At 62.3% G+C, this 24,459-nt stretch carries 23 protein-coding genes and 1 other annotated feature; of the genes, 14 read left to right on the top strand and 9 right to left on the bottom strand.

Annotated elements, in window-relative coordinates; translation table 11 throughout:
- Positions 1-4 precede the first annotated feature (4 nt).
- From hisC to hisG, 3 genes are read right to left on the bottom strand one after another with little or no spacing between them, the layout of a single operon-like run.
- Positions 5-1,075 (bottom strand): histidinol-phosphate transaminase, encoded by a 1,071-nt coding sequence (hisC, locus tag AB5Y53_RS09510; RefSeq protein WP_045524837.1) that lies wholly within the window; start codon positions 1,073-1,075, stop codon positions 5-7.
- Positions 1,072-2,397 carry a histidinol dehydrogenase gene (hisD, locus tag AB5Y53_RS09505; RefSeq protein WP_102983876.1) on the bottom strand — a complete coding sequence of 442 codons (1,326 nt, stop codon included), beginning with the start codon at positions 2,395-2,397 and terminating at the stop codon, positions 1,072-1,074. Before hisD ends, hisC begins: the two co-directional genes overlap by 4 nt.
- Before the next feature lie 12 nt (positions 2,398-2,409).
- Positions 2,410-3,306, bottom strand: coding sequence for an ATP phosphoribosyltransferase (gene hisG, locus AB5Y53_RS09500; protein ID WP_010674694.1), 897 nt, complete (start codon positions 3,304-3,306; stop codon positions 2,410-2,412).
- Between the two features lie 28 nt (positions 3,307-3,334).
- Positions 3,335-3,459, bottom strand: a sequence feature (His leader region).
- A gap of 190 nt (positions 3,460-3,649) precedes the next feature.
- Between hisG and AB5Y53_RS09495 the strand changes: the two genes are divergently transcribed.
- From AB5Y53_RS09495 to rnd, 7 genes are all read left to right on the top strand, one after another.
- Positions 3,650-3,895, top strand: coding sequence for a hypothetical protein (locus tag AB5Y53_RS09495; RefSeq protein WP_368181822.1), 246 nt, complete (start codon positions 3,650-3,652; stop codon positions 3,893-3,895).
- A 61-nt stretch (positions 3,896-3,956) separates the two neighbouring features.
- Positions 3,957-5,876, top strand: coding sequence for an ATP-dependent DNA helicase (locus AB5Y53_RS09490; RefSeq protein ID WP_042017607.1), 1,920 nt, complete (start codon positions 3,957-3,959; stop codon positions 5,874-5,876).
- A 97-nt stretch (positions 5,877-5,973) separates the two neighbouring features.
- Positions 5,974-6,675, top strand: a complete 702-nt coding sequence (gene tsaB / locus AB5Y53_RS09485) for a tRNA (adenosine(37)-N6)-threonylcarbamoyltransferase complex dimerization subunit type 1 TsaB (RefSeq protein WP_368181819.1) — start codon at positions 5,974-5,976, stop codon at positions 6,673-6,675.
- 50 nt (positions 6,676-6,725) lie between these two features.
- On the top strand, positions 6,726-7,241 hold the full coding sequence (locus AB5Y53_RS09480; protein WP_039039136.1) for a Slp family lipoprotein: 516 nt from the start codon (positions 6,726-6,728) through the stop codon (positions 7,239-7,241).
- A gap of 9 nt (positions 7,242-7,250) precedes the next feature.
- Complete coding sequence (locus AB5Y53_RS09475; protein WP_368181816.1) at positions 7,251-8,093, top strand: alpha/beta fold hydrolase; 843 nt, start codon at positions 7,251-7,253, stop codon at positions 8,091-8,093.
- A gap of 205 nt (positions 8,094-8,298) precedes the next feature.
- Positions 8,299-9,975: a long-chain-fatty-acid--CoA ligase FadD gene (gene fadD / locus AB5Y53_RS09470; RefSeq protein WP_201888715.1), complete on the top strand. Its 1,677-nt coding sequence runs from the start codon at positions 8,299-8,301 to the stop codon at positions 9,973-9,975.
- Positions 9,976-10,073: 98 nt separating this feature from the next.
- Positions 10,074-11,186 (top strand): ribonuclease D, encoded by a 1,113-nt coding sequence (rnd, locus tag AB5Y53_RS09465; protein WP_368181814.1) that lies wholly within the window; start codon positions 10,074-10,076, stop codon positions 11,184-11,186.
- A gap of 157 nt (positions 11,187-11,343) precedes the next feature.
- Here the strand turns inward: rnd and AB5Y53_RS09460 are convergent, their stop codons facing one another.
- The 4 genes from AB5Y53_RS09460 to dusC form a co-directional block, all read right to left on the bottom strand.
- Positions 11,344-11,712: a TraR/DksA C4-type zinc finger protein gene (locus AB5Y53_RS09460; RefSeq protein WP_039039175.1), complete on the bottom strand. Its 369-nt coding sequence runs from the start codon at positions 11,710-11,712 to the stop codon at positions 11,344-11,346.
- Positions 11,713-11,793: 81 nt separating this feature from the next.
- Positions 11,794-12,759: a DMT family transporter gene (locus AB5Y53_RS09455; protein ID WP_368181811.1), complete on the bottom strand. Its 966-nt coding sequence runs from the start codon at positions 12,757-12,759 to the stop codon at positions 11,794-11,796.
- A 75-nt stretch (positions 12,760-12,834) separates the two neighbouring features.
- The gene (locus AB5Y53_RS09450) at positions 12,835-13,662 is read right to left on the bottom strand and encodes an AraC family ligand binding domain-containing protein (protein WP_368181809.1); all 828 of its coding nucleotides are present in this window, start codon (positions 13,660-13,662) and stop codon (positions 12,835-12,837) included.
- Between the two features lie 56 nt (positions 13,663-13,718).
- Positions 13,719-14,663, bottom strand: coding sequence for a tRNA dihydrouridine(16) synthase DusC (gene dusC / locus AB5Y53_RS09445; protein ID WP_103243143.1), 945 nt, complete (start codon positions 14,661-14,663; stop codon positions 13,719-13,721).
- Positions 14,664-14,840: 177 nt separating this feature from the next.
- On the opposite strand from dusC, the gene AB5Y53_RS09440 reads away from it, so the two are divergent.
- The 4 genes from AB5Y53_RS09440 (at position 14,841) to AB5Y53_RS09425 (ending at position 19,011) form a co-directional block, all read left to right on the top strand.
- Positions 14,841-15,218 (top strand): YbaN family protein, encoded by a 378-nt coding sequence (locus AB5Y53_RS09440; RefSeq protein WP_039039141.1) that lies wholly within the window; start codon positions 14,841-14,843, stop codon positions 15,216-15,218.
- A gap of 132 nt (positions 15,219-15,350) precedes the next feature.
- Positions 15,351-15,896, top strand: coding sequence for an adenine phosphoribosyltransferase (gene apt / locus AB5Y53_RS09435; RefSeq protein WP_010674707.1), 546 nt, complete (start codon positions 15,351-15,353; stop codon positions 15,894-15,896).
- A 177-nt stretch (positions 15,897-16,073) separates the two neighbouring features.
- The gene (gene dnaX, locus AB5Y53_RS09430) at positions 16,074-18,557 is read left to right on the top strand and encodes a DNA polymerase III subunit gamma/tau (protein WP_368181806.1); all 2,484 of its coding nucleotides are present in this window, start codon (positions 16,074-16,076) and stop codon (positions 18,555-18,557) included.
- A 124-nt stretch (positions 18,558-18,681) separates the two neighbouring features.
- A complete protein-coding gene (locus AB5Y53_RS09425; RefSeq protein WP_005301028.1) occupies positions 18,682-19,011 on the top strand; it encodes a YbaB/EbfC family nucleoid-associated protein in 330 nt (109 codons plus the stop codon).
- Positions 19,012-19,122: 111 nt separating this feature from the next.
- Here AB5Y53_RS09425 and AB5Y53_RS09420 read toward each other — a convergent pair whose 3' ends face one another.
- Positions 19,123-20,049, bottom strand: coding sequence for a LysR family transcriptional regulator (locus AB5Y53_RS09420; protein ID WP_042863849.1), 927 nt, complete (start codon positions 20,047-20,049; stop codon positions 19,123-19,125).
- 118 nt (positions 20,050-20,167) lie between these two features.
- Here AB5Y53_RS09420 and AB5Y53_RS09415 point away from each other — a divergent pair, with 118 nt between their 5' ends.
- Complete coding sequence (locus AB5Y53_RS09415; RefSeq protein WP_368181803.1) at positions 20,168-21,049, top strand: pirin family protein; 882 nt, start codon at positions 20,168-20,170, stop codon at positions 21,047-21,049.
- 57 nt (positions 21,050-21,106) lie between these two features.
- Here AB5Y53_RS09415 and AB5Y53_RS09410 read toward each other — a convergent pair whose 3' ends face one another.
- Entirely contained in the window at positions 21,107-22,429 is a 1,323-nt protein-coding gene (locus AB5Y53_RS09410) for a YjiH family protein (RefSeq protein WP_368181799.1), read from the bottom strand.
- Positions 22,430-22,835: 406 nt separating this feature from the next.
- On the opposite strand from AB5Y53_RS09410, the gene AB5Y53_RS09405 reads away from it, so the two are divergent.
- Both AB5Y53_RS09405 and AB5Y53_RS09400 read left to right on the top strand, forming a co-directional pair.
- Positions 22,836-23,906: a transcriptional regulator gene (locus AB5Y53_RS09405; protein ID WP_041215183.1), complete on the top strand. Its 1,071-nt coding sequence runs from the start codon at positions 22,836-22,838 to the stop codon at positions 23,904-23,906.
- A gap of 83 nt (positions 23,907-23,989) precedes the next feature.
- Positions 23,990-24,412, top strand: a complete 423-nt coding sequence (locus AB5Y53_RS09400) for a CBS domain-containing protein (RefSeq protein WP_010674714.1) — start codon at positions 23,990-23,992, stop codon at positions 24,410-24,412.
- The last annotated feature ends 47 nt before the right edge of the window (positions 24,413-24,459 follow it).

Here is a 24,459-nt window from a genome sequence, read left to right as displayed (position 1 = left end):
TGTCTTACAGAGAGGGTGGGGGCAGGTCACGCAGCACGGCCAGCACGGCGTCCATTTCGCCCTGATAGCCGATGGTGATGCGGATGCTGTTGTCAAGGCCAGGCTTGCTGGAGAAATCACGCAAGATGATGCCGGCGGCCTTCATGGCGGCGAACACGGCTGCGCCATCTTTGAAGCGCACCAGCACGAAGTTGCCCTTGTCCTCGAACACTTCCTTGACGCAGGGCAGACGAAGCAGCTCCGCCTTGATGAGCGCCTTTTGCTTGTTGAGCTCCTGCACCCGCTCCTGCATCAGTTCCAGCCCCATGGGAGAGAGCGCCTGGGCGGCAATCTGGGCGATGGGGTCGGGAATGGGGTAGGGCGCGATCACCTTGGCCAGCATGGCAATCACCTCGGGATCCCCCAAAGTAAAGCCGCAGCGGATCCCCGCCAGCGCGAAGGCCTTGGAGAGGGTGCGGGTCACCACCAGGTTCGGGTATTGGGCCAGCAGGTCCACCACGGAGGCCTCCGGGCAGAACTCGATGTAGGCCTCGTCCACGACGATGATGGCGCGGTCCCGGGCCTTCTCCAGCAGGGCGACGAGTCCCTTGCGGCCCACCAGATCCCCGGTGGGATTGTTGGGGGAGCAGAGGAACACCAGCTTCACGTCAGAGAGGCGATCGGCGATGGCGGGCCAGTCCGGCTGACGGCTGGCGGTCAATGGCTGCTCGACAATCCCCACGCCACAGGTCTCGGCGCTGATGGCGTACATGCCGTAGGTGGGGGGGCAGATGAGGATCTGATCTTCCCCTGCCTCGCAGAAGGTGCGGATCAAGAGCTCGATGGCCTCGTCGGCACCGCGGCTCACCAGCACCTGATCCGGATTGATCCCGGCGTAGGCGGCATAGCCGTTCACCACCTCGGCCGGCTGGCACTCGGGATAGCGGTTGAGGCGGCTCCCCTCGACGGTGAAGGGGTAGGCCAGGGGGGCCTCGTTGGCATTGAGCCAGACGTGGCCCTGGCCGCCGATGCGGCGAGCGGACTGGTAGGGTGTGAGAGCCCGCACGACGCGACGGGCCAGATTGACGATGCTCATGACAAATCCTTCTGCTGTGCTGTTTGTTGGGGCTCGGCGGCCAGGGCGTTCAACCTGAGGGTGACGGCATGCTTGTGGGCATCGAGTCCCTCGGCCTGGGCGATGCGCTGGACGATGGGGCCAAGGCCGCGAATGCCGTCTGCAGTGAGCTCCTGTACCGTGTAGCGGCGCTGATAGTCGGCAAGCCCCAGGCTCGAGCAGGTGCGGGCATAGCCGTAGGTGGGCAGGGTGTGGTTGGTGCCGCTGGCGTAATCACCGACCGACTCCGGTGTCCATGCCCCGAGGAAGATGGAGCCCGCGTTCTCGAGCTTGTCCAGCAGATCCCGGGGGGCCCGGGTCTGCACGATGAGGTGTTCCGGGGCATAGGCGTTGGAGATGGCGCAGGCCTCCTCCAGGTTGTCGCAGAGGATCACCAGGCTTGCCTTCAGGGCTTGCTCGGCGATGTCGCGGCGGCTGAGCTCGGCGAGTTGCGCCTGGAGCTCGCTGCCGATGGCATCGGCCAGGGGAGCAGAGGTGGTCACCAGCACCACCTGACTGTCGGGGCCGTGCTCGGCCTGGGAGAGCAAATCCGATGCCACGAAGGCCGGGTTGGCGCTCTCGTCTGCGATCACCAGCACCTCGGAGGGGCCGGCTGGCATGTCGATGGCGGCGCCCCGCCAGTCACGGGAAACCTGGCCCTTGGCTTCGGTCACATAGGCGTTGCCCGGGCCGAAGATCTTGTCCACCTTGGGGATGGTCTGCGTGCCATAGGCCATGGCCGCGATGGCCTGGGCGCCGCCGATGGCGAACACCTGACGAACGCCACAGGCGCGGGCGGCAAACAGGATCTCGTCGCTCGCCGGAGACGGGGTGCAGAGCACCACCTCACGGCAACCGGCCAGGCTTGCCGGAATGGCCAGCATCATCACGGTGGAGGGGAGCGGCGCGCTGCCTCCCGGGACATAGAGACCGACCCGGCTGATGGGTTGGGTGCGCAGCTCGCACAGCACCCCGGGCTGGGTCTCGACGCGCACGACGGGCTGCACCTGGGCGGCGTGGAAGGTACGGATATTGGCGATGGCGGCCTCGATGGCGCCCTTGATGTCATCACCGAGTCGAGCGCAGGCGGCATCCACTTCCGCGTCGCTCACCCGAAGCTGTTCGCGGGGCGCGCGTTCGAAACGCTGGCTCAGCTCGCGCAGGGCCTCATCGCCCCGGCTGCGTACCGCGGCAATGATGTCTCGCACCACGGTACCGATGTCGGCTTCGTCGCCAAGGGCGGGCCGGGTCAGGACTTCGGCTTGCCGGGCGGGGGAGAGGGTCTTCCAGATCAGGGTCTGCATGATGTGTCTTCCTTATTCCATCATCTTTTCAATGGGCAGCACCAGGATGGAGCTGGCACCCAGGGCCTTGAGCTGTTCCATGGTCTCCCAGAACAGGGTTTCGCTGGAGACGACGTGCAGGGCTACCTGGTTGGTGTCACCGGCGAGCTGCATGATGGTGGGACGCTCCGCCCCCGGCAGCAGATCGGTGATGGCATCGAGCTTGTCTTTGGGGGCGTGCAGCATGATGTATTTGCTTTCGCGTGCCTGCTGCATCCCCTGGATGCGGGGCAGCAGCTTGTCGATGAGTTTCTGCTTGGCATCGTTCAGGGGGTTGGGGGCTTGCACCAGGACGGCCTTGGAGCGGTAGATCACCTCGACCTCTTTCAGGCCGTTGGCTTCCAGGGTTGCGCCGGTGGAGACCAGATCGCAGATGGCATCGGCCAGACCCGCGCGGGGGGCCACTTCCACCGAGCCGCCCAGCATCACGCTCTTGAAGCCCAGGCCCTTCTCGTCGAAGAAGCGCTTGAGCAGACCGGGATAGGAGGTGGCGATGCGTTTGCCGGCCAGGCTCTCGGGTCCTGTGTAGTTGACATCGTCCGGCACCGCCAGAGAGAGGCGGCAGCCGCCGAAGTCGAGCTGCTTGAGGGTCTTCACCGCAAAGGGCTGCCCCTGGGCTGCGCGGATGAGCTGCACCTCTTCGAGAACGTTCTCGCCGATGATGCCAAGATCGACCACCCCTTCCATCACCAGACCCGGGATGTCGTCATCACGCACCCGCAGAATGTCGATGGGCATGTTCTCGACATGGGCGATGAGGCGCTGTTCCCGCAGGTTGATCTTGAGGCCGCAGCTCTTGAAGAGGGCCTGGGAATCCTGGCTCAGACGACCGGATTTTTGCATGGCGATGCGCAGACGTTGTGTTTCCATTGCTCGATTTCCTTTTAGTCAAAAACGAAAAAACCCTCGGAAGTATGTGCTTCCGAGGGTTCATGAATCTTGCGGTCCTTTTGGAAGTCACCAGTTAAGTGTCTTCCAGCAGTCAACCTCCTGAAAGACTATTCGGGATGATGATGGTGATGATGAGTCTTCAGGTTGGTGAACTTCATGATGTAATCAATCCTTTACAAATCAGATGCCGTTGTTGACGCCCGATTTAAACTACCTGCCTTGACAGAAAATGCAACCGAAAAATGTGATCAGGACGATTAAAGTTGAGAAAACGGTTTTCTGGTCGATAACTAGACAATGAGATGCCAAAGGAGGCGACATCATGCCCAGCCAGGACCTGTTATTCCCCATCCTGCCCCGCGCACCCTCGACACCGAGCCCGGATGACATCAAGCGGGAGGTGACCCAGATCAGCCAGAAACATCAGCTGCGCAAGATAGGCACCGACAATGGCGGCGGTGGCCAGCATCACGAGCAGAGAGAGCAGCCGCCAAAGCCTGATCAACCAGCGGTGCAGGATGATGATCACAAACCGGATCCGGACCACCGGATTGATCTCTTCGTCTGAACGCATTATCAGTCCCGCTTTTTCCGCGCTTTTGGCATAATGCCCGCTTTTGCAGCGGGACATGCCTTTGACCATCATCCAGACCCTGTTCAAGCCAGACGGCCCCCTGGCCCGCCATATTGACGGCTTCAAGGCCCGTGCCCCGCAACTGGAGATGGCCGAGGCGGTGTCCCGTGCCATCAAGCAAGGTGGCCGCTTGCTGGTGGAGGCTGGAACGGGCACTGGCAAAACCTATGCCTATCTGGTGCCTGCGCTGGAATCCGGCAAGCGGGTGGTGATCAGCACCGGGTCCAAGAATCTGCAGGAGCAGCTCTTCTATCGGGATCTGCCCACCATCACGGGGGCGCTTCACTACACCCCGCCGGTGGCACTGCTCAAGGGGCGCAGCAATTACCTCTGCATCGAGCGGATGAACCGGCTGTTGAGTGAATCCCATCTGCAAAAGCCCGAGATCCTGAGCGATCTCGTGAAGGTCAAATCCTGGTCGACTGCCACCGACAACGGCGATGTGGGGGATATCCCGGGGCTACAGGAGAACGCCGAGATCCTTGCCCACGTCACCAGCACCAACGACAACTGCCTGGGTCGCGACTGCCCCTATTACGATGATTGTCACCTGGTCATCGCCCGGCGCCGTGCCATGGACGCCCAGGTGGTGGTGATCAACCACCACCTCTTTTTCGCTGACATGGCGGTCAAAGACACCGGCTTTGGCGAGCTGGTGCCCGAGGCGCAGGTCTATGTATTCGACGAGGCGCACCAGCTGCCCGAGATCGCCAGCCACTACTTCGGCAAGTCCGTGGGCAGCCGCACCATCCAGGATTTGGCGCAGGATATCCAGCTCGCCTACCGGGCAGAGGCTCATGACATGGCCCAGCTTGGCAAGGCGGCGGACAGGCTCGCCATTGCCAGTCAGGATCTGCGCCTTGCCTTCGGCGTGGAGGGGGGGCGCGGCAACACCCGGGATCTGCTGAGACAATCCCTCTGGGCACAGGCGCTGGCCCGCCTCAACGATGCCATCGGGCTCTGTTATGAAGTGCTGAAACTGGCGCTCGGGCGAGGGGAGCAGCTGGATCACTGTTTCGAGCGCATCAGCGAGCTGCGCACCCGCCTTGGGGAGGTGCTGGCGGTCAACCAGACCGGTTTCTCCTACTGGTATGACTGTTCGCGTCTGCACTTTACCCTCAATCTGACGCCGCTGTCGGTCGCCGAGCGCTTCGGTGCCGAGGTGCAGCGCCCCGAGGTGGCCTGGGTCTTCACCTCGGCCACCTTGACGGTGGACAATCGCTTCGCCCACTTCGTCGCCGAGATGGGGCTGGCCGGCAGCGCCGAACTCATTCTCGACAGTCCGTTCGATTACGCCGAGCAGGCGCGCCTGTGCGTACCCCGTTTCTTGCCAGAGCCCAATGCCTTCGGGCGCGGGGAGCAGCTGGCGACCCTGATGATCCCCCTCATCAACAAGACGCCAGGGGGGTGCTTCTTCCTCTGCACCAGCCATCAGGTGATGCGCCAGGTGGCCGAGGTGCTGCGCCGGGAAATCGGCCGCACCGTCCTGCTGCAAGGGGAAGACAACAAGCAGCGGCTGCTCAAGACCTTCGTGGAAAACGGTCGGGCCGTGCTGGTGGCCACCAGCAGTTTCTGGGAGGGGATAGACGTGCGGGGGGCGGCATTGTCCTGTGTTATCATCGACAAGCTGCCCTTTGCGAGCCCGGACGATCCCCAGCTCAAGGCACGGGTGGAGGATTGCAAGCTCAAGGGGGGAGATCCCTTTGCCGAGCTGCAGTTGCCCAAGGCGGTGATTGCCCTCAAGCAGGGGGTGGGGCGGCTCATCCGTGATCGCAGTGATCACGGCGTACTGGTTATTTGTGATCCCCGGGTGGTCAACAAGCCCTATGGCGCCACCTTCATCAAGAGCCTGCCTGCCATTCCACGGACCCGGGAGCTGGCGACCCTGGGCGAATTTTTCGGACCACGGGAGTGAGTCCGCCGCGCCGGGGCTGATTGCCCCCGGCCATGCATGACGGCAGGCCTTGGCCATGCTGACGATTTAACTGACTGATGTGAAGAGAATAAAAAGAATGGATGAGTTGAAGATCCTGGCCGTGGATACCGCCACCGAAGCCTGCTCCGCAGCCCTTATGGTGGGTGACACCCTCTTTTCCCGCTGGGAAGAGGCGCCCCGTGACCATACCCGCAAGATCCTGCCTATGGTTCAGGCTCTGTTGGATGAAGCCGATCTATCGTTGGATGAGCTCGACGCCATCGCCTTCGGTCGTGGGCCAGGCTCCTTCACCGGGGTACGGATCGGGATCAGCGTGGCCCAGGGGCTCGCCTTTGGTGCCCGCGTGCCGATGATCGGTGTCTCCACCCTGGCAGCCATGGCCCAGGGGGCTCATAAGCTGGAAGGGGCCGAGCAGGTGCTTGCCGCCATCGATGCGCGCATGGACGAGGTCTATTTCGGCCACTACGCCTTGGTGGACGGGGTGATGACGCTGGTGGGCGAGGAGGTGGTGAGCGAGCCAGCCGCACTGGTGCAGGCCCGTGACAAGCTGACTGGCGCGGTGAGCTGCGTTGGCACCGGTTTTGAAACCTATGGCGAGACTCTGGGCGGCCTGGCAGATGTGCTGATGCCAAGCCAGGTGCGTTTCCCGGCGGCCGCCGACATGCTGCCTCTGGCACGCCAGGCCTGGTTTGCGGGTGAGGCGGTGCCGGTAGAGCAGGCCACCCCTGTCTATCTGCGTGACAAGGTGACCTGGAAGAAACTGCCGGGTCGCGAATAGGCGGCAACAGCTGCCCCGGGCTGCTTTGTCGGACGATGAAGGAGAGACGAATGAGAAAATCCGTGATCATGCTGGGATTGGTGGGGCTGCTGCTGGGCGGTTGCAGCACGGTGCCCAAAGAGCTTGCCTATGAGCCTGCGGATCAGCTGGTGGCCTATCAACCCGCCCTGCAGGGGATGGAAGGCAAGCCGGCCCGCTGGAGCGGTGTCATCTCGGCGGTCCACAACAAGGCGGATCAGAGTGTCATCGAGGTGGTCTATCTGCCCCTCAAGTCCAACGGGGTGCCGGAGCAGACCGAACAGAGCCCCGGTCGTTTTCTCGCCATCATGCAGGGGTTTGTCGACCCGACCCTCTATGCCAAGGGTCGCAGCCTGACGGTGCTCGGCACCCTCGACAAGCCGGTGGACAGCCAGATTGGCGAGCACAAGTATCGCTTCTCGGTACTCAAGGTGACGGGGAGCAAGCTGTGGCCACCGGTGAAGGAGGTGGAGATCCGCTACATGGATCCCTACTTTTACGATCCTTTCTATGATCCCTTCTGGCCCAGACGGCCCCTGCGCCGCTGAGGAGCCCGGATGACGGCGACATTGCAGGAGCGCAGGCTGCGCCTGGCGGACGGGCGGCACATCGCCCTGCTGGACAATGGTCAGGAGGACAGACCGCTGCTGGTGGCCCTCCATGGCTGGCTCGACAACGGCGCCAGCTTTTTGCCTCTGGCCCCCTGGCTGGGGGCGTTTCATCTGGTCTGCGTCGATCTGCCGGGCCATGGTCACTCCGATCACAAGTCGACTCCCTATGTCTTCGTGGACTGGCTGGATGATCTCTACCAGATCACCCAGGCCGCGGGCTGGCAGCGTTTCATCCTGCTTGGTCACTCCCTGGGGGCGCTGATTGCCTCTGCCTATGCCGGCGTTTTTCCCGAGCAAATCGAGCGGCTCATTCTGCTGGAGGGGCTCGGCCCCTTGAGCCAGCCCGACGAGGAGGTACCGGGGCAGCTGCGCCGCGCCATCCTCAACCGCACTCGTACCCGTGAGCGTGCAACCAGTGGATTTGCCACCCTCGAGGAGGCGGTGGCTGCCCGCTGCAAGGTGGCGGACATCCCCCCGAGTGCGGCACGCCTTATCTGTGAGCGACAACTGGAGGCGCGGGCAGGGCGCTGGTATTGGCGCAGTGATCCCCGTCTTCGCGATCTCTCCCCCCTGCGCATGAGCGAGGGGCAGGCCCAGGCCCTGATCCGGGCCATCGTCTGTCCGGTGCTCTTTATCCGGGGAGAGCAGGGCTTCCCCGGGCTCCTGGCACAGTGGCAGTTGCGGGAGGCGGCCTTTGGCCACATTGAACGGGTAACAGTGGCAGGAGGCCATCATTTTCATATGGAAAATTCATCAGAAACCGCCGTTTATATCGAAAACTTCGCTTAAATCCGGTAGGATCGGCGGCTTTGAATCATGTCAGGTTTGCTTTCTCCCTCACATTTCCCGTTGTTAATTCACTGTTAATTGATGTTGCCTTATGTAAATATGTGCGGCATTAGAGCATGAACTTAAAACAATTGATTGAAATGGATGTGACAGGGACGGAGGCAACACAGTGAGCGCACAGGTGCGAGTTATGCAGGAGAAGTTCGTGGAAAGAGTCTGGCTGAAGCGTTATCCAGAAGGGGTGCCCGCCGAGATCAATCCAGACCAATACGGCTCTCTGGTCGAGATGTTTGAAGAGTCGGTGACCCAGTTCGCCGATCAGCCCGCCTTCGTCAACATGGGGCAGACCATTACCTACCGCCGGCTGGAGGAACAGTCCCGAGCCTTCGCCGCCTACCTGCAAAACGAGCTGAAGCTCGGCAAGGGGGACAGGGTGGCCGTGATGATGCCGAACCTGCTGCAATACCCCATCGCGGTATTCGGCATCCTGCGGGCCGGCATGACGGTGGTGAACGTCAACCCCCTCTATACCCCGCGCGAGCTGGAGCATCAGTTGAAAGACTCCGGCGCCAAGGCCATCGTCATCGTCTCCAACTTTGCCCACACCCTGGAAAAAGTAGTGTATGACACCCCGGTCAAGCACGTGATCCTGACCCGGATGGGGGACAACCTGGGGCTGGCCAAGGGGACCCTGGTCAACTTCGTGGTCAAATACGTCAAGAAGCTGGTGCCCAAGTACAACCTGCCCCATGCCAGCACCATGCGTCAGGCCCTCGCCAAGGGGCGCTACCTGCAGTACATCAAACCCGAGATCAGCAACCAGGACATCGCCTTCCTGCAATACACCGGCGGGACCACCGGCCTCTCCAAGGGCGCCATGCTGACTCATCGCAACATGATCGCCAACGTCGAGCAGTGCCTCGGTGTCTATGGCCCTGTGCTGGAGCGCGGCAAGGAGTTCGTGGTCACGGCGTTGCCGCTCTATCACGTCTTCGCCCTGACGGTGAACTGCCTGCTGTTCATGCGTCTGGGGGGCTACAACCTGCTCATCAGCAACCCCCGCGACATCCCGGGTTTTGTCAAAGAGATCAAGAAGTATCCTTTCACCTGCATCACCGGGGTGAACACCCTGTTCAACGCCCTGGTCAACAACGACGAGTTCAAGGGCATGGATTTTGCCAAGCTCAAGCTCACCATCGGTGGCGGCATGGCGGTGCAACGGGCGGTGGCCGAGCAGTGGAAGGGGCTGACCGGCACCCCGCTGCTGGAGGGCTATGGCCTGACCGAGTGCTCGCCCCTGGTGAGCGTCTGCCCCTATGATCTGGTGGATTACAACGGCTCCATCGGCCTGCCGGTCTGCTCCACCGAGATCCGTCTGGTGGATGACGAGGGGAACCAGGTCACCGAACGGGGTGCCCCCGGCGAGATGCAGGTGCGCGGTCCTCAGGTGATGACCGGCTACTGGCAGCGCCCGGAGGCGACCGCCGAGGTGATGCAGGATGGCTGGCTCTGCACCGGCGACATCGCGGTATGCGACGAGCAGGGTTTCTTCAAGATCGTCGATCGCAAGAAGGACATGATCCTGGTCTCCGGCTTCAACGTCTACCCGAACGAGATAGAAGACGTGGTGGCCCTGCATCCCAAGGTGCTGGAGGTGGCCGCCGTCGGCGTACCCAACCCGGTGTCCGGCGAGCAGGTGAAGATCTTCGTGGTCAAGAAAGATGCAAAGCTGGCGGAAGAGGAGATAATTGCCCACTGCCGCAAACATCTGACTGCCTATAAGGTGCCGAAACTGGTAGAATTTCGCGACGAACTTCCCAAGACCAACGTGGGCAAGATCCTGCGCCGCGTACTGCGCGACGAGGAGATTGCCAAGCAGTAACCGGCATGCACTGCTTTGCAGTCCAGCGCTGTCGTTATGCAAAACCGTGGGACATCCACGGTTTTTTCTTTCTGGATCCGACCAACGTGCAGGCAACGATGCAATATCAACTCATTTCACAGCAAGCCGAACTGGATCAGTATCTCGCTTCTCTGGCCGACGTTCCCCTGGCCATCGATACCGAATTCGTTCGCACCCGTACCTACTATCCCCAGCTCGGTCTGTTCCAGATCTACGATGGCAAGCAGCTTGCCCTGCTCGATCCCCTAACCCTGGATCTCTCCGGTTTGTGGCAGCGCCTCGGTCGGGCCGGACAGATTGCCATCCTGCACGCCTCCGGTGAGGATCTGGAACTCATCCAGCATCAGGCGGGTCACCTGCCCAACCAGATGCACGATACCCAGCTGGCGGCAGCCTTCCTGGGCCATGGCGTGTCGGTGGGGTTTGGCGCTCTGGTCAACGAATTCCTCGGGGTCGAGCTTGAGAAGGATCAGGCCCGTACCGACTGGCTGGCGCGCCCCCTTACCCCTCGTCAGCTGGAATATGCCGCAGCGGATGTCTTCTACCTCATGCCCCTCTACGAGAAGGTGATGGCCAGACTGCGCGAGAGCGGCAAGTTCCCCTGGTTCGAGCAGGAGTGCCAGAACCACTCCGCCCGCAAGACCCAGGGCAGCGATCCCCGTCAGGCCTACCTCGAGATCGTCAACGCCTGGCAACTGGGTTGCCGCGAGCTGGCCATCCTGCGCGAGCTGGCCGCCTGGCGCCAGCAGGAAGCGGTACGCCGGGATCTCGCCCTCAACTTCGTGGTCAAAGAGCTGCACCTGTTCAAGGTGGCGGAGCGTCGTCCCGCTTCCCTTCGGGATCTCAACGAACTGGGCCTCTCGCCCATCGAGATCAAGATCCACGGCAAGCGGATGCTGGACATCGTCGCCGCCGCCCAGCAGAGCGACCCTGCGAGCTGGCCCGATCCCATCCGCCGTCTGGTGGACTTCCCCCAGTACAAGGCCGAGCTCAAGCGCATCAAGGGCATGGTGGAGGAGAAGGCCAAGGCCAGCAACATTCCACCGGAGCTGGTGGCGAGCAAGAAGATCATCCACCAGTACTTCACCTGGAGCTGGCGCATGAGTGCCGAGGAGCGGGCCAGGGCGGACAAGCCCATGCTGCTGCAAGGGTGGCGTCATGAGCTGGTAGGCCACCTGCTGGCCCAGTGACGAGTACGCAGTACGAGAAGGGGAGTCCATGACTCCCCTTTTTCATGCCTGTGCGGCTGCCCCCGGGGTTGCCGGGATCGTCGCGCCAGGGGGTTGGTCATGATGGGAAGCGAGAAGGGGTGGAGGAGGAAAATGGCGGGCACAAAGGGTGTCCCCATCAGAGTTCGTGAGCGTGGAATCCCTTGCGGTAGCGGGCCTCGCAGCGCGGGCAGCGTTGCAGGGTCGGATCCTGTTCCAGCTGTTCAGGGAGCAGCGGCTCCTCACAATCGGAGCAGAAGCCATAGAGCCCCAGATCCATCTGGCAGAGCGCCGCGTCGAGCCGCTTGAGGCGTGCCACGCTGTGTTCCACCCCGGGCAGATCGAGACGGCTGGTCAGATCAACCAGTTGATCTCGCTCGCAGCGCTCCACCTTCTGTGCCCAGTCATCTTGTCGACAGGCCTTGAGCTGACGGATCAGCTCCTCTCTTGTTTGCGCCCAGTCGGTCAGAAGGCGCTGATGCCATTCGGCCAACCGGGCTTGCGTCACTTCACACACAGCAGCCCCCAAAAACGAGTGATAAAACTCGGCCAGTATAGGGAAACCCGCGGTTTATCAAGATGACATGAGTCAAGTTAACCGTGCTTTGACGGGTTTTTCCGGCAGGTGCTGCGGCTTGCCGGTGATGACGTAGAGCACTCCCGCCACCAGACAGACGACACCCACCAGGGTACTCATGGGGGGCATGATCCCGCGCAGCATAAAGGCGTACAAGAGCCCCGCCAGAGTCTCGAACACGATGAGCGGCCCGACCAGCACGGTCGGCAGGCGCTGGCTCGCTTCGTTCCAGCACAGGGTGCCGAGCCAGGAGCAGAGGAGCCCCACTGCCCCCATCAGCAGCACGAAGCGCAGGGGCGTCGGCCCGAAGGGCAGGGGAAAGTCCGGTGCGCTAAGGGCAAGATGGCCGAGGCTGCCGAGATAGGCTATGAGCGCCACCGGCAGGGTCACCAGCCCCTGGGCGGTGGCCCAGACGGCCGGACTGCGGCCCGGGTGCTCGCGCAGCCAGCGGGCGTTGCGCAGGGGATACCAGGTCCAGCACAGCACGGCGCCCATCGCCAGGGCGAGCCCAAGCAGTTGTTCGGTGCGCGCCTCGGTGTGCCAGGTGAGCTCGGCGCTGTTGACCAGATAGAGGCCGGCCCCCATCAGCACCAGGGACGGGTAGAGCCGGGTACGGGAGAGGCGACCGTCCCGTGCGCCATAGAGGCGGTTGGCAGCCAGGGCCGTCACCACCGGCAGGGTGCCGATAAACATGGCCGCCAGGGGCGAGCCGATGCGCAAGATGGCCCCCGACAGGCAGAAGTAGTAAAGGAGGTTCCCCACCAGAGTGAGGGCGAGGGCCTCTCGCCAGTCGCTGGCCGAGAGGGCCGCCAGGTGTTTGCGTGCCTGCCAGGCGAGCGGCAGTACGATGAGGCCGAAGGCGAGGTAGCGGCCGCTCGCGAGCAGGGCGGGGGGATAGCCGTCCACCAAGAGGGGGGCGACGAAGATGAGCCCCCACATCAGGCCGGCCAGCAGGGCAAACAGGACTCCGATCAACATGTTTCATATCCGGTAAAGAAGAAGGAGGCCAGCCTAGCAGGGGGGAAGGGGGGGCGTATTGAACCAGATTGCGCTTTAGCGGCCAGCCTGCACCTGTTTCTGGTAGCGGACCGGGGTGGTGCCATAGCGGCGCAGGAAGGCACGGTTGAGGTGGGATTGATCGGCCAGACCACAGGCGGCGGCCACCTCGGCTGCGGGCAGGCCGGAGGCCAGCCACCCCTTGGCGCGCTGCAGGCGGATGGCCATCAACATCTGCTGGGGGGTGACGTGAAAGCGGGCCTTGAAGCTGCGCTGGAAGTGGTAGGGGCTGAGGTTCACCGAACCGGCCAGCTCGGCCAGGGTAATGGGGCGGGCGAAACAGGCCTGCATATAGTCGATAGCGCGGCCCAGAGGGTGGGCCGCTTCGCGCGGGGCCGCCAGGGTCCGGGCATGGGGGCGCAGGGTCTCGCACACCCTTAGCAGCAGGCCGTCGGCGGCGAGCTCGCTGTCACAGTGCCAGAGGGCATCCAGGGCTGCCTGCAGGACGGGGGCAGTGCGCGGATCGCTTCGCACGGCATCGGTGAAATACCAGTCGCGCTCGCCGCTGATGGCCTCGAGCCGGTCGGCGGGCAGGTAGAGCATGCGATAGCGCCATCCCTGCTCGCAGGCTGACTCGCCCGTGTGCAGCTCATCGGGGTTCATCAGCACCAGGCTGCCGGGACCGGCCAGGAGCTGGCTGCCGCGATAGCGAAAGCGCTCGGCGCCGCACTCGATGACACCGAGGCCAAACCCCTCGTGACTATGGGGATCGAAGATGTGGTGCTGGATGTGGGCGCGATAGAGCTCGGTCGCAGGCTGCCCCGGCAGGGCGCGAAAATCGGCCCTGTCGTGCTGATGGGTAAAGTTGACCGGCACTCCCTGCATCCTGACCTCCTGTCAATGAGCCTTCATCATAGGGCGCCGCGGGGCGGCGGCCAAGTCTAGGCCTGTGAGGCGCACTCGCGCTCGAGGGCGGTGCGGATCTCCTCTGCGGTCTTGATGGTGCGGATGCGGCGAAACAGCTCGTCGGCCTGGGGGTATTCCCGCACTATGTAGGAGAACCACTGCTTGATGCGGCTCGGGTAGTAGTCGGCCTTGTCGCTCGCCAGATCCTGCTCGGTGTAGGTCACCATCAGTTGCAGTACCTCGGCCCAGCTCATGTGGGCACACCCCGTCTTCATCACGTTGGCCAGGTTGGGCAGGGAGATGGCACCCCGGCCCACCATGAGGGCATCGCAACCGGACACCCGGGCACAGGTCAGGGCATCGGCATGGTTCCAGATCTCGCCGTTGGCGGTGACGGGGATGGGCAGGGCGCGGCGGATGGCGTCCACGTACTCCCAGTGGGCTGGCGCCTTGTAGCCTTCGCGCTTGGTGCGGGCATGCACCGCCAGCTCGTTGGCGCCCCCCTGATAGACGGCCTGGGCGTTGTCCAGATAGAGATCCTTGTCATCGTATCCCAGGCGGATCTTGGCGCTCACCGGCAGGTGGGCAGGCACGGCCTCCCGCACCGCCTTGACGATGCGATAGACGGTCTCGGGTTCCTTGAGCAGCACGGCGCCCCCCTTGCTCTTGTTGACCGTGGGGGCAGGGCAGCCGAAGTTGAGATCGACCCCGGGAGAGCCGAGCTCGATGGCCCGGATGGCATTTTCTGCCAGCCACTCCGGATGCTGTCCCAGCAGTTGCACCCGTACCGGGGTTCCTGCACGGGTCTTGCCATCCTGTTTCAGCTCGGGGCAGAGGCGATGGAAGACCTTGGCGGGCAGCAGTTGATCGACCACCCGGATGAATTCACTGACGCAGAGGTCGTAATCATTGACGGAGGTGAGGACCTCCCGCATCAGGTGATCCAGCACCCCCTGCATGGGGGCCAAAATAACGCGCATAGCTGCTTCCGAAGACAAGGGGAGAAAAAAGAGCGCAGATTGTAGTGGCAATGGCCGGGATTGTCAGCCGTCTGCCCACTCGATGGCCCCCATCGACGGCCGCAGACTGGGCCAGGCTGTCAGCTTTCGGGCCAACTCTGTTAGGCTAAAGGCAGAGATACATGCAGAGGAGTACCCATGAAACGCTGGTGTCTGATGGCCCTGGGCTGGCTTGCCTTCGCCACCGGGATAGTCGGGATAGTCCTGCCCCTGTTGCCGACCACCCCCTTCATGTTGCTGGCGGCGGCGCTGTTTGCGCGCTCCTCCCCCCGCTTTCATGGCTGGTTGCTGGCGCATCCCTGGTTTGGCCCCCCCATCCTCGACTGGCAGCAGTATCGCGGCATTCGCCGTCATGCCAGACGCCGCGCCATCATCTTCATCCTGATCTCGTTTTCGGTATCGCTGCTGGTGGTGCCATTGCCCTGGGTGAGATGGCTGCTGGTTGTCATAATGGTGATCCTGCTCACCTGGTTGATGCGTCTGCCGGTGCTGGAGCCGGTTGCAATGAAGAAGTGAAATCCCTAAGCTATCGCGGCAATAATGCTATGGAGTTGGCTCGTCATTTTTGCGTGACGGGCCTTTTTATTGCCCCCAGGCGGAGACCCCGTGCGCCGCCATGGCAGGGCTCAAAAAATAAGCGGTCAAATAATGAATCCGGAAACCCTGAAGTTTATCGAAGCGAGCATCAAGACCATTCCCGACTATCCGAAGCCGGGCATTCTGTTTCGCGACATCACCAGCCTGATCGAGAATGCCGAGGCCTTCAAGGCCACCATCGATCTGCTGGCCGATCATTACCGTGATCAAGGCATCACCAAGATTGTCGGCACCGAGGCCCGTGGCTTCATCTTCGGCGCCCCGGTTGCCTACGCCATGGGGCTGGGGTTCGTGCCGGTGCGCAAGCCGGGCAAGCTGCCCCGCGCCGTCATCGAGGAGTCCTACGCACTGGAGTACGGCACTGACACCCTGCAACTGCACACCGATGCCATCGTGCCCGGTGACAAGGTGCTGGTGGTGGACGATCTGCTGGCCACCGGCGGCACCGTCGATGCCACCGTCAAGCTCATCCGCCGCGCCGGCGGTGAGGTAGCGGATGCCGCTTTCATCATCTCCCTGCCGTCCCTGGGCGGTGATGCCCGCCTGACCGCCGCCGGCGTCAAGGTGGTCTCACTGGTGGAACTCGCGGGGGCATAAATCGCCCCTTCGCGCGGCAGGCCTCGTTACCCTGCTTTCTGCCGCAAACCGGTGCCTGAACGGGCACCGGTTTGAAATTCAAGCGATCCCTCCCAAGGCGGCGCATCCCCCATACAGCCAGCCCTCCATTTGTGTTAGCATCCAGCCTCAATGCCTCGTTTCCCAGCATCGAGATCTATGAGCTATCAGGTTTTGGCGCGCAAATGGCGCCCCCATACGTTTGAACAAGTGGTCGGCCAGCAACATGTGCTGACTGCCCTGACCAATGCCCTGGATCAGGGGCGGCTTCACCATGCCTACCTGCTGAGCGGGACCCGCGGCGTGGGCAAAACCACTATCGCCCGCATTCTGGCCAAGAGCCTCAACTGCGAGCAGGGGATCAGCAGCCATCCGTGCGGTGTGTGCGATACCTGCCGCGAGATCGATCAGGGTAATTTCGTCGATCTGCTGGAAATCGATGCGGCGTCCCGCACCAAGGTGGAAGACACTCGCGAACTGCTCGACAACGTGCAGTACCGTCCGGCCCGTGGTCGTTTCAAGGTGTACCTCATCGATGAAGTGCACATGCTGTCGCGCCACAGCTTCAATGCGCTGCTCAAAACCCTGGAAGAGCCGCCCCCCTATGTGAAATTCCTGCTGGCCACCACAGATCCGCAGAAGCTCCCCATCACCATCCTCTCGCGCTGCCTGCAGTTTCATCTCAAGAGTCTGGATCAGACCCAGATCGCCAGGCAGCTCGAATGGGTGCTGGACCAGGAGGGTCAACCCTTCGAGCCTCGCGCCCTGCTGGCCCTGGCCAAGGCGGCCGACGGCAGCATGCGCGATGCCCTGAGCCTCACCGATCAGGCGTTGGCCCACGGCAACGGCAGCGTGCGCCTGGAGAGCGTGCTCGCCATGCTGGGGACCCTCGATCATCACCACCTGCACCAGTTGTTGGAGGCAGTGCTGCGCCAGGATGCCCCGGCCACCATGGCCAAGATCACCGAGATTGCTACCCTGGGGCCGGATTTCGACCAGCTTCACGCCGAGCTGGAAGCCTTGCTCCACCGGGTGGCCATGGCGCAACTGCTGCCTGCGAGCGTGCAGGAGCAGGGGGCGGATGCCGATGCCTTGCTGCAGCTTGCCGGAGCCATGAGCCCGGAAGAGGTGCAGCTCTGCTATCAAATCGTGCTGGGGGGGCGCAAGGATCTGCCCTGGGCCCCTGACGGGCGCACCGCACTGGAGATGACCTGTCTGCGGATGCTGGCCTTCTCTCCCCGGCGCGAGGTGGTCCATCCCGCCAACCTGGCGGCCCAACCTCTCATGACAGGGCACTCCGGCGTGATGGCGGCGGCGAGGGAAAGCGCGCCGCTCCTGCCGGGAAAGCCCCAGGGGGCTGAGCCGGCCCCGGCTGCCAGTGCAGCACCACAGGCTCCCGCCGCGCCAGCATCGGTCCTTGAGGCCGAGCACGTCGCCCCCTCACCCAAGGCGGAGGAGGGCGCAGTGCTGGATCCGCTCTTTGCCGAGCAGGATGAGCTGCTGCGTGAGGCCGAACGGATGGGCTACGAGGCCGTGGTGCCCGCCAGTCCGCCTGCAGCAGAGCTAGCCTCTGCGCCGTTGGCGGCGGATGACGCCGGGCAGACGCAGCAGGTTGAGGTCCAAGGGGAAGACGTCACCATCTCTTCGACCTCCAGCATGCAGAGCCTGCTTGGCAAGCGCAATCTGCTGCGAAGCCGCCTGCGTGGCGAGCAGAGTGCAAACGCCGCGCCCGCCCGGGTCACCCCCGTCAAACCCGTGGCCGCGACCAAACCGGCCCCTGCGATGCCTGCCGTCGCGACTTCGCCCCAGGCCGAGGTGCAACCAGCGGCGCGGCCCGAGATACCGGGGCAGGGATCTGCCATGCAAGCGGGGTATGACGACCTGCCCCCTCTGGATGCCTATGAAGAGGGGGCCAGTGACTACGAAGAGTATCTGAATCAGGGGTTTGACGAGGGGTTTGCCAGTGCCCCGTTGCCCACGCGGGCAGTGACTTCCGCCCAGCCAGCTCCCGCCACCATGGCATCTCCTTCGCAGGAAGATCTGCCGCCCTGGGATCTGGGCGCTGACGCCGGCAGCGCGGATGCGGCGGCACCTGCGGTTGTCGCTATGGTACCTGCCGCGCCTCCAGTGGTCGCCAGCGAGCCTCAGCCCGCCATTGCGTTGATGGAGACCATCGACTGGGATGCGCTGGAGAGCGACGAACAACCCGAGGAGGAGGGGGAGGTCGCCCGTCTGATCCCCTCGTCCTTGTTGGTCAATTGCGGGGACGCCTGGGCCGAGCTCATCGCCCGCACCGGGGTGGGGGGTCGGCTGCGTCAACTGGCCATCAACGCGGTGATGACCCGGGAAGGCAATCGGGTCTCCCTGCTGCTCAAACCCGAGCAGCGCCATCTGGTGAGCGACAAGGCCCGCGCCGATCTGGCCGAGATCATCGGTCCCGAGCTGGGCGGCCCGGTTCACATCGATGTGACCCTGGGCTCGGATCCCGCGCGGGAGACGCCGCTTGAGATAGAGCATCGTCTCTATCTCGGGGTGCGTGAACAGGTGAGCCGGGATCTGGCGGCGGATCCCAACGTACAATTCTTGCAGCAGCGTTTCGGCGCCGTGCTCCATCCCGAGAGCATCGAACCACTGAGTCGCTGAATTGCGGTGAAAAAACCGTGCCGGGGTTTGTCCCCGGTTGAAAAGACTTTTGGCTGCCCCCACTTAGGGCAGATGAACCCACAGCCCGGCGCTGGATGCCGGATTTCAAGACGAGAGACGATCTATGTTTGGTAAAGGTGGAATGGGTAACCTGATGAAACAGGCCCAACAGATGCAAGAGCGCATGCAGAAGATGCAAGAGCAGCTGGCCCAGATGGAAGTGGTCGGCGAGGCGGGCGCAGGCATGGTCAAGGTGACCATGGCCGGCAGCCACAGCGTGCGTCGTATCGAGATCGATCCCAGCCTGATGGAAGATGACAAGGAGATGCTGGAAGATCTGGTCGCCGCCGCCGTCAATGACGCCGTGCGCCGCGTGGAAGAGCAGAACAAGGCCAAGATGGGCGAGCTGACCGGCGGCATGCAACTGCCCCCGGGCTTCAAAATGCCCTTCTGAGGATCCTGCCCGTATCCGTTTCCCCTCCTCTGAGAAGGGGAAAAATGAAAAGGCCAGAGCCAAGCTCTGGCCTTTTGCATGTCGGCACCCCCGGGAACGGCCATGCACAGATCATGGCGGGGGCGGCGCACTTGCCTGCCCCAGGGGGGAGAAGCCCTCGACCAGATGATCGATGAGGGCGCGGATGGCAGGCAGCAGACCACGGCGTGAGGGGAAGACCGCGTGGATCACCTCCTGGCGCGGGGCCCAGTCGGGGAGCAAACGCACCAGCCGGCCATCGGCCAGGGGCTCATTCATCATCATGGTGGGCAGTTGCACGACCCCGAGCCCGTCGATCGCCCCCTGACGCAATGTCTGCATGTCGGTGGTGGCAAAGCGGGGGCTGTGGTGCTGTTTGACTCGGGCCCCATCGGGGCCCAGCAGGGTCCAGTGATGGCCTTCCAGGCTGGCACCGTGACCGAGGCTCGGCCATGACAGCAGATCTGCGGGGGCCCGGGGCATGCCGAGTGACGCGACAAGGGCCGGGCTTGCCACCAGACACTGGGTCGCATAACCCAGCACCCGCATGGCGAGATCGCTGTCCTCCAGGGGCAGTGGTCGCACCCTGAGCGCCATGTCCAACCCTTCCGCGACCAGATCCACCGCCCGGTTGACCCCGACGAGCTGCACCTTGACGCTGGGATGGGCCAGGGCGAAAGAGACCAGCATCCTCCCTACGTGGGCGTGCAGCAGATCGATGGGGCAGGCGATGCGAACCAGACCGCAAGGCTCGCTCTGGGTCGCGGCGATGAGATCCTGTGCCGCATCGGCTTCCACCAGCATGGCCCGGCAACGGGTGTAATAAGCCTGCCCGAGTTCGGTGACGGTGAAGCTACGGGTGGAACGCTGGATAAGGCGTACTCCGAGTCGCTCTTCCAGCATGGCGATGCGGCGGCTGAGCCGCGATTTGGGCATGCCGAGGGCCCTGCCGGCCTGGGCAAAGCCCCCGTGATCCACCACCTGGACATAGAAATAGAGGTCGTTGAGATCCTGTTGCATGGGGTTATCGTTCACAAAATAGGACGCTGATGGCAAATTTTACGTCTACCGGACGCAGCGTTCCAGACTCACAATGCGAGCAACGACACATCCCGTGACGATCACCCAGGAGAGCATCATGAAAAGAGTCATCGGTATTTACAGCGCCCCTCGACAACACTGGGTCGGCGACGGATTCCCGGTTCGCTCGCTGTTCTCGTATCAGACCCATGGCCGCGCCTTGAGCCCCTTCCTGCTGCTGGACAGGGCTGGCCCGGCACATTTCGAGCCCGCCGATCATGCCCGGGGCGTGGGGGAACACCCGCACCGTGGCTTCGAGACGGTCACCATCGTCTATGAAGGGGAGGTCGCCCATCGCGACTCGACCGGCCAGGGGGGGAGCATCGGTCCGGGAGACGTGCAGTGGATGACGGCCGCGGCCGGCATCATGCACGACGAATTCCACTCCCAGGGGTTCACCCGTCGTGGTGGTACCCTCGACATGGTGCAGCTCTGGGTCAACCTGCCCGCCAAACACAAGATGTCGACGCCCGGTTATCAGGGCATCACCAGCGACACCATCCCGCAACTGAGCCTCAAGGAGGGCGACGTGCGGGTGCGCATCATCGCCGGGAACGATGCCGGGTTGCAACAAGGCGAGGTAGAGGGGCCAGCCCGCACCTTCTCGCCCATGAACATCTGGGATTTGCGGCTCAAGGGCGGGGCCAGCGTGGTGCTGCCGGCGGTAGCGGGATGGAACAGTGCCTTGGTGGTACTCAAGGGCTCTCTCATTATCAACGGTCAGGAGCGCGCGGGCGAAGCACAACTGGTGCTGCTCGATCCCAACGGGGAGGAGTTCATGCTGGAGGCGGAGGGCGAGGCCAGCTTGTTGCTGCTTAGTGGCGAGCCCATCGATGAACCCATCGTGGGTTATGGCCCCTTTGTCATGAACAGCGAGGCAGAGATCCATCAGGCGATAGATGATTTCAACAGCGGCCGGTTCGCCGTCATCGCCCCCTGAGACAATCCCGATAAAAACAAAGCGCCTGATGGCGCTTTGTTTTTTTATGGGCCCTGGTCAACCGAGCCAGCCGAGGGCCAGCGCCAGCCTGCCGCACAAGGCGGCCAGCAGGATGCCAAGCAGGGTGCGCAGCAGCCAGATCACCACCAGCTGTCCCACGCTCACCGGGATCCGGGTGGCCATGATGCAGGGGATGGAGGCAGAGAAGAAGAGCACCGAGCTGACCGAAACCACGGCCGTGACATAGCGCACCAGCAGGTCGGCATCCTTGAGCAGGATGGCGGGCAGGAACATCTCGGCCAGACCGGCAGAGAGGGCCTTGGCGGTGGCGAGCGGCTCGCCGAGATCCAGCAGCCAGGTCAGTGGCCAGAGCAGCCAGCCCAGCAGATCGAACAGGGGGGTGTGCTTTGCCAGCAGCAGGCCCAGCAGACCGACGGACAGTATGGTGGGCACCACGGCAGCGGCCATGTGAAGACCGTCCCTGAGGTTGTCCTTCAATTGCCGCAGCAGGGGATCTGCCTGGTGGGACTGGGTCAGGCCGCAGGTGAGGGCCGCCTGCCAGCGGCTCATGCCAGCCGGTAGAGGCTCGTCGGTCTCCCCATGGTGAGCCAGGCGACTGATGGGAGGAACACGCGCCAGGATGGCGGTGATGACGAAAGTGATCACTAGGGTGGACCAGAAGTAGAAGTTCCAGTGTCCCATCAGGTTGAGGGTCTTGGCCACGATGATCATGAAGGCGGCCGAGACGGTGGAGAAGCCGGTGGCGATGATGACGGCTTCTCGCACCGTGTACTTGCCCGCGAGGAAGACCCGGTTGGTGATGAGCAGGCCCACCGAGTAGCTGCCGACGAAAGAGGCGACCGCATCGATGGCGGAGTGACCCGGCGTGCGCCACAGGGGGCGCATCACGGGTTGCATCAGCACCCCGATGAATTCCAGCAGGCCGAAACCGAGCAGGAAGGTCAGGGCCATGGCGCCGATAGGCACGATGAGACCCACAGACATGGCCAGTTTATCGAACAGGAAGGGGAGGCGATCCGGGGTCATCAACCAGGCAGGGCCCCAGTCTGTGACATACAAAATGGCCAGGGCCAGCCCGAGCAGCTTGAACAGGCTCAATACCCTGTCGATGGGACGGGCGCGCCAGCGGCCATCCAGCAAGGGGGTGATGGCGCCATAGGCGATGAGCAAGAGAATGAGGGTGAGGGCAAGGGGGCGCTGGGCAATCAGAAAGCCGGCCAGGTGATCCACCACTATGGTGCTGCGCCCGCCAAGCTCGAAGGGAACAAAAAATATGGCGATGCCAAGCAGGCTGGCCAACAGCAGCTTGATGCCGGCCCCTGATCCTGCCGGTGCAGTGAGCGTGTGTTCAGGTTCCATTTTCTCTCCTTGTGATCCGCATGGTTCAATTCCGTTGAGGGGATGAATTGTATATACAATATCGTCCGGTGCTCAAAATGGAAACACCAAAGTCACTAAAATGCAACATGTGAATCGGTGTGGATGCAGATGACCCCAAGACTGAAAAGCGTGATCTCGGGGGGAAGAGGGGCCGGGATGGCGAGTGGGTGGTGAGACATCAAGAGGTAAAACAGGGAGGTAAGCGACCAGCGCCAGGAAAAACATGAGCGGCTATTTACCCTTTTTGGCCATATTCATTCATGAGCCTATATTCATGACTATTTATGAATAAATCATAAACCCTTTGTTCATTTGACTACTTTTCGACTATCCCATTGCAGAGTAAGATGCCTCTTCAATAAAAATAAGAATTAGGAGTTCGGGTGTGAAGGCATTAGAGAAAGAAAGGATATCGCCCTATATCAGCCAGTTATACGAGTGCGGTATTAATGATTCTGACATTAAGCTCGTCGTGGACCAATTTCGCGCCGACGTTTCCTGTAGTTCATCCCTGTTTTTATTGCGGGATGATGACAAGAGCGACGGAATAAAGCTTTTTTCCAGCGGTCTGACCGAGGCCCAGCAGCAGTTTTACCTGCAACATCATCGCCAGGATGTGTGGTTCAACCACTACCTGGATAAAGGGTGCAAGGGGATCGTCAGCGCCAACAGCATTTCAAGCTCGGTGGGCCTGCTGGCAAGTTTCGGCGCCCAATTCGCCGCCGGAGGCGTCTGCCAGGTGAAAGGGAGGGGGCTGAGCAGCCTGTGCAGTTACCGTGGTGCAGCGCAAGATGATTTCAGCAGTCGCGACCTCACCTCGCTCTCGGAAATCTATTCCGGACTGGCGGCCTGGAGCCACCATTATTGGAACCTGCTGGCCCTGGAAACCCAGAACTATCAGTTGCAACAGCTGGTGAAAAACCATAATAAGCCCAGCGCCATCATAGACGACAAGGGGCATATTCATTATTCCAATGTGGCCTTCAACCGTATCGCCGATGAAAATGTGGAATTGCGGGCCATCAATGGCATTTTCTCTTTGCAGAATAAGGAGCAGCAACGCCAGCTCAAGGAGATCCTCAATGGCTTTGCCTATTTGCTGCCCGGCGCCAGCGCCTATATGTCCATTCCCCGTCAGCCTAACCTGCGCCCGCTGCTGGTCCAATGCACCCTGATGAGCGGACTCAGCCGCTTTGAACGCTATGTGGAAGTGGTGCTGCGTGACCCCGAGCACGCCTTCAACCCCGACATCGAAGCGCTGGCCAGCCTCTATCCCCTCACCATCGGCGAGAAGGAGCTGCTGGTGCTGATGAGCAAGGGTTACAGCAGCAACGACATCGCGGAGCTGCGCGGTGTCAAGGTGGAAACCGTGCGCTCCACCCTGAAAGGGGTGTTCAAGAAGACCGACTGCCACAGCCAGAACGAGCTCTTGCTCTTGCTGCAATCCATCTCCTGATCCATGCGGACTATGCTTGGAGTGAGCCGGACATAGTGCCCGGCTCTTGCCTCCCCTCGGGAGGCTCGTTGGGGGAAAGCGTCATGGAATCACTCAAGGCAAAGGACTACATGCAGACCAAGCCCATCACCTTCAGCGCAGAGATGATGGTACAGGCGGCGGTGGAAAAATTTCTCAACAGTCATCAGTTGGGCGGCCCCGTAGTGGACAGCCAGGGACATTTGATTGGCTGGGTCTCCGAGCAGGATTGCATTGCCGTCATGTTGAAAGAGGCCTACCACTGTGAGCAGGTGGCTCAGGTCAGGGATGTGATGCGCAAGGAGGTGCTGGCAGTCGGCCCCGACACCAGCATCCTGGATCTGGCGGAGATGATGATGGGTCAAAAGCCCAAGATCTATCCTGTGGTGGAGGAGGGGCGCCTGCTTGGGGTCATCAACCGCCACAATGTGATGCAGGCCATCCACGCCCAGCTTGGCACCTGTTTCGTGCATCAGGCCAGAGTCTGAGCGGTGTTGTCTGGTTGTTTTCAAAGAGCAGGCTCCGGCCTGCTCTT

It is taken from the genome of Aeromonas sp. R7-5 (assembly GCF_040908015.1).
In the GTDB taxonomy this organism is placed as follows: domain Bacteria; phylum Pseudomonadota; class Gammaproteobacteria; order Enterobacterales; family Aeromonadaceae; genus Aeromonas; species Aeromonas caviae.
Note: the sequence above shows the minus strand (reverse complement) of the source record. Positions and strands in the feature narration are given on the sequence as shown.